Source organism: Aquabacterium sp. A08, from assembly GCF_011742065.1.
This window is the reverse complement of sequence record NZ_JAAQQT010000555.1, coordinates 1-5038: the sequence shown is the minus strand read 5'-3', so window position 1 is coordinate 5038 and position 5038 is coordinate 1. Positions and strand designations below refer to the sequence as shown.

Genomic DNA, 5038 nt, shown 5'->3' with positions numbered 1-5038 from the left:
GGTCGTTGATGCCGACGACTTCGATGTCGCCGCCCGATTGCACGGCCGCGCGCAGCGCCAGGCGGCCGATGCGGCCGAAACCGTTGATGCCCAGTTGAATGGTCATGTGCTTTCCCTTGGTGATTGAAATGTTTTACGCGCCCAGCACGGCCTGCACGGTGGCGGCCACGTTCTCGGGCGTGAAGCCGAAGTGCTGGAACAGCACCGGCGCCGGGGCCGATTCGCCGTAGGTGTCGATGCCCACCACGGCGGCGCAGCCGTACTTCCACCAGCCGTCGGTGGAGCCCATTTCCACCGCCACGCGCGGCAGGCCCTTGGGCAGCACGGCGGTCTTGTACTCGGCGTCCTGGCGGTCGAAGGTGGTGGTGCTGGGCATGGACACCACGCGCACCGGCACCTTCTGCTCGGCCAGTTGCTGCTGCGCCTTCAGCGCCAACTGCACTTCAGAACCGGTGGCGATGATCACCGCCTTGGCCTTCTTGCCGGCCTTGAAGCCCACGTCCTGCGGCTCGCTCAACACGTAAGCGCCCTTGTTGATGTCGCTCAGGTCCTTCTTGGGCGCGTAGGCCAGGTTCTGGCGGCTCAGCAGCAGCGCGGTGGGCTTGTCGGTGTTGCGCAGCGCCACGGCCCAGGCAATCGCCGTTTCGGCGGTGTCGCCGGGGCGCCACACGTCCAGGTTGGGGATCAGGCGCAGGCTGGCGGCGTGTTCGATGGACTGGTGGGTCGGGCCGTCTTCGCCCAGGCCGATGGAGTCGTGGGTGAACACGTGCACCACGCGCTGCTTCATCAGCGCGGCCATGCGGATGGCGTTGCGGGAATAGTCACTGAAGGTGAGGAAGGTGCCGCCGTAGGGGATGAAGCCGCCGTGCAGCGCCACGCCGTTCATGATGGCGGCCATGCCGAATTCGCGCACGCCGTAGTTGATGTGGCGACCGCCCTGGCCGGCCTCGTTCTTCACCACCGCGCCCGCAGCGTCAAAACGCAGGTTGGGGGTGGACTTGGTGTTGGTCAGGTTGGAGCCGGTCAGGTCGGCGCTGCCGCCCAACAGCTCGGGCAGCGCGGCGGTGAAGGCCTCCAGCGCCAGTTGGCTGGCCTTGCGGCTGGCCACGGTTTGCGCCTGGCTGTGGGCGGCCACCGCCGTGTCCACCACCAGTTGGTCGAAACCCTTGGGCAGCTCACCGGCCATGCGGCGCACGAATTCCTTGGCTTCGGCCGGGAAGGCCTTTTTGTAGGCGGCGAACTGCGCGTCCCAGGCCTTTTCGGCGGCTTTGCCGGCGTCTTTGGCGTCCCAGGCGGCGTACACGTCTTTGGGAATCGCAAAGGGTTCGTGCGTCCAGCCCAGGGCCTCGCGGGTCAGCTGGATTTCTTCGGCGCCCAGCGGCTCGCCGTGGGCCTTGGCGGTGTTGGCACGGTTCGGGCTGCCCTTGCCGATGTGCGTCTTGCAGCAGATCAGCGTGGGTTTGTCGGTGCTCAGTTTGGCCTGGGCAATGGCGGCATCCACCGCGTCGGCGTCGTGGCCATCGACCGCGCGGATCACGTTCCAGCCGCAGGCCTCGAAGCGCTGGGGCGTGTTGTCGATGAACCAGGGGGTGACCTGGCCGTCGATGGAAATGCCGTTGTCGTCGTACAGGGCGATCAGCTTGTTCAGCTTCCAGGCGCCGGCCAGGGCGATGGCCTCGTGGCTGATGCCTTCCATCAAACAGCCGTCGCCCAAGAAGACGTAGGTGCGGTGGTCGACGATGGCGTGGCCGGGCCGGTTGAATTCGGCCGCCAGCAGCTTTTCGGCCAGCGCCATGCCCACCGCGTTGGTGATGCCTTGGCCCAGCGGGCCGGTGGTGGTTTCCACGCCGGGGGTGTGGCCCACTTCGGGGTGGCCGGCGGTCTTGCTGCCCAGCTGGCGGAAGTTCTTCAGTTCCTGCATCGGCAGCTTGTAGCCGGTCAGGTGCAGCAGCGCGTAAATCAGCATGGAGCCGTGGCCGTTGGACAGCACGAAGCGGTCGCGGTTGGCCCAGGCCGGGTTGGTGGGGTTGTGCAGCAGGTGGCGGTTCCACAGGGCCACCGCCATGTCGGCCATGCCCATGGGCGCGCCGGGGTGGCCGGAGTTGGCTTGCTGCACGGCGTCCATGGCCAGGGCGCGGATCGCGTTGGCCATGGTGGGGGCGGAAACGGGGGTTTGGGTGGAGGTCATGGTGCGGAGTGCGTCGGTGGACCGGACGCCTGCGCGCGCCCGACAAACCCCGTATTTTAGCGATCGGCCGCCGGACGCAACGGCCGCACCCACCCTGCCCAGGCACCGTTCAACGCCCCATGCCTGGCGGGCGCTGTTGTGGTTCCCGGCAAGCGGCCGCGCATGGGCTACAATCCAGCTGCTTCTGGCCGTGGTGAAACGGATATCATACAACCCTCCGAAGGTTGTGTTCCAGGTTCGATTCCTGGCGGCCAGGCCACCCCCACCACCCCTGAGGTGGTTTTTTTCTGCCCGGCGGTCGCCCGCACCCAGCGGTCCGCCGTTGCGCCCCGCCGGCTGTCCGCGGCTTCCACCGCACCGGGCGCCGTCAGGTGCTGAAAGTCGGCGTGGATATAATCTGCGATTGCCCGGCGCCCGTTCGTCTGCCGGTGCCCCCTTCAGCACCCGCCTTACCGAGGAAACCATGAGCGACAACGCGCACGACTCCCACACCGGTCCGATCAAGACGCCCAAGCAACTGCTGTGGACGTCGTTCTTCTCTTTTGTCGTGCCCGTGTTCCTCATCATCGGTCTGGTGTACTACGTCACCAAGGCCGACAAACCGGCCGCTGGCGCGGTGAACACCGAACTGGCCACCGCCCAGCGCATCCAACGCGTGGGTGCGGTGGAACTGCGCGATGCCAACCGCCCGCTGCAAGCCGGCGCCGACGTGTACAAAGCCCAATGCGCCGCCTGCCACGACGCCGGTCTGGTGGGCGCCCCCAAATTCGGGGCCGCCGCCGATTGGGCCCCCCGCCTTGGCCAGGGCTACGACGCGCTGGTGCAATCCGCCCTCAAGGGCAAGGGCGCCATGGGCGCCCAAGGTGGCGGGGCGTTTGAAGACCTGGAAATCGCCCGTGCGGTGGTTCACCTGGCCAATGCCGGTGGCGCCTCCTTCCAGGAACCGGCCCAACCTGAAGCCGCGCCGGCCCAGTAAGCCGCTCGCCGACTGCCCTGCAAAAGCCCGGTTCGCCGGGATTTTTCATGGGCCCATGGTGCCTGCGTCAGGCCGCCGAGCGGGCCCGCGCCGGGCTGCGCACAAAGCCAAAGCGCGTCTCCAGCGCGTCCCTGGCGCATTCCTGCGGCATCCACCGCCCTTCCAGCACCAGGTCGGCGGCCGTGTCCATGTCCTGCGGGTGCACCACGCCCAGGCCCAAATCGGTGCAGAGGTAGAGCAAGCCGTCCTCGTCCAGCCAACTGCTGCGCACCGCCGCCGGGCAGCCGGTGTGGCTGGTGACGGTGCCGTCGCCCTGCACACGCCAGACCCAGGGGGCGTGCTCCAGTTCGACGTACACGCGCTGCGGTCCGTTCTGGAAAAACCATTCGCCGGCGTCGTTGCACCCGTAGTTGCGCTGTATGAAGCCGATGAGCTTGTCGTGCTTGAGTTCGCTGCCGCGGCTGCCGGGCTGGGCACCCGGCCCGGCGAAAGGCCCCAACGCCTGTGCGGTGTCGTCGCGCATCCACCAGCGGCCGCGGCCGTCCAGCCCCAGCCAGCCGTGGCAGGCGGGCACGTTAGGCCATTTGGCCATGGCGGCTTTGACGATATCGTCCATGCTCACACCCCTGCGCGTTCGCGCAACCAGTCGCACACCCGCTCCGGCATGCCCAGCACATGCCCCGGCCAGCCCAGGCCGTCCTGGGGTTCGCAAAACCCCACGTGCCCCCCCTGCGCCGGCTGCCAAAGGGTCACCCAGGCCCCCACCTGACCCGGCTTGGGCAGGCTGACCGCCGGCACAAACGGGTCGTTGCGCGCGTTCAACGCCAGCGCCGGCACCCGCACCTCGGCCAGCCGTGGTTTCGCCGCCGCCCGCCGCCAGTAGTCGTCGGTGCCGGCAAAGCCGTGCAAAGGCCCGGTGAACACGTCGTCGAAAGCATACAGGGTCCGCGCGCGGCGCACCGCCTCCAGGTCGAACAGGCCCGGGAACTGGCGCCATTTGGCCTCGGCCTTGCGCAGCATGGTGCGCAAGAACATGCGTGCATACACCCAGCGGTTGAAGCCCTGGTCGATCGCAGACCCGGCCGCCGCCAGGTCGAGCGGTGAGGACAGCGCCGCCAGCGCGCCCACCGTCTGGGCCGCCGTGCTGCCGGCCTCCTGCGCCCAGCGCATCAGCGCATTGCCCCCGAGCGAGACGCCCACCGCCAGCAAGGGCCGTTGCGGGGCCTGCGCCCGCAAGCGCGACAGGATCCAGCCGATCTCCTCGTGGTCGCCCGAGTGGTAGGCGCGCGGGGCCAGGTTGATCTCACCCGAGCAGCCCCGAAAATGTGGCACCGCCATGCCCCAACCGCGCTCCTGCGCCACCACCGCGAACGCCTGCGCGTAATGGCTGGCCGACGAGCCCTCCAGCCCGTGGAACAGCACCAGCATGGGTGCCTTCGACCTTGCACCCGCCTCCGGCAGCTCCTGGCTGTCCACGTCGATGAAGTCGCCGTCCGGGGTGGTCCAGCGTGTGCGGTGCCACCGGGGCACTTCGCCGCGGTGTCGTCGCGCCGCCAGCGCCGACCAGATGGTCTGCGCGTTGCCGCCCGGCAACCACCAAGGCGCCGATGCCCGGGGATGCGCGTCCATCAATGCAGCGTGGTGCTGTGACCCGCCAGCGGGTCCGGTTCACACCGGCTGCCCGGGCTGGCGTGGTGCACCGCCAGCCGCCAGCCCTTGAGGGTGCGCACGTACACATTGGTCGCGGCCACCACCGCTTGCAGCACGCCGTCGTCGGTCGGCAGGTCCACCGTCTCCACCACGCTGTGCACCACCGTCTGGCCCCAGGTGGCCCGGTGCAGCACCGCAAACCGCACCGCAATCGGGCCGTGCGC

At 68.7% G+C, this 5038-nt stretch carries 6 protein-coding genes and 1 tRNA gene; 2 read left to right on the top strand and 5 right to left on the bottom strand.

Features of this window, described 5'->3' with window-relative positions; translation table 11 throughout:
• Together HA630_RS05635 and tkt are read right to left on the bottom strand one after the other, a co-directional pair.
• A partial coding sequence (locus HA630_RS05635) for an aldehyde dehydrogenase (protein ID WP_166833127.1) occupies positions 1–106 on the bottom strand: 106 nt, incomplete at its 3' end.
• Between the two features lie 27 nt (positions 107–133).
• A complete protein-coding gene (gene tkt / locus HA630_RS05630) occupies positions 134–2281 on the bottom strand; it encodes a transketolase (protein WP_371809207.1) in 2148 nt (715 codons plus the stop codon).
• A 91-nt stretch (positions 2282–2372) separates the two neighbouring features.
• On the opposite strand from tkt, the gene HA630_RS05625 reads away from it, so the two are divergent.
• Positions 2373–2447 (top strand) — tRNA-Arg (locus HA630_RS05625).
• A gap of 204 nt (positions 2448–2651) precedes the next feature.
• A complete protein-coding gene (locus HA630_RS05620; RefSeq protein ID WP_166833123.1) occupies positions 2652–3164 on the top strand; it encodes a cytochrome c5 family protein in 513 nt (170 codons plus the stop codon).
• Positions 3165–3231: 67 nt separating this feature from the next.
• On the opposite strand, the gene HA630_RS05615 is transcribed toward HA630_RS05620, so the two are convergent.
• The 3 genes from HA630_RS05615 to HA630_RS05605 form a co-directional block, all read right to left on the bottom strand.
• On the bottom strand, positions 3232–3780 hold the full coding sequence (locus HA630_RS05615; RefSeq protein WP_166833121.1) for a DUF2946 family protein: 549 nt from the start codon (positions 3778–3780) through the stop codon (positions 3232–3234).
• 2 nt (positions 3781–3782) lie between these two features.
• Positions 3783–4793: a YheT family hydrolase gene (locus HA630_RS05610; protein ID WP_166833118.1), complete on the bottom strand. Its 1011-nt coding sequence runs from the start codon at positions 4791–4793 to the stop codon at positions 3783–3785.
• The coding region (locus HA630_RS05605; RefSeq protein WP_166833116.1) for a nuclear transport factor 2 family protein at positions 4793–5038 on the bottom strand (246 nt) is incomplete at its 5' end. The genes HA630_RS05605 and HA630_RS05610, both read right to left, overlap by 1 nt.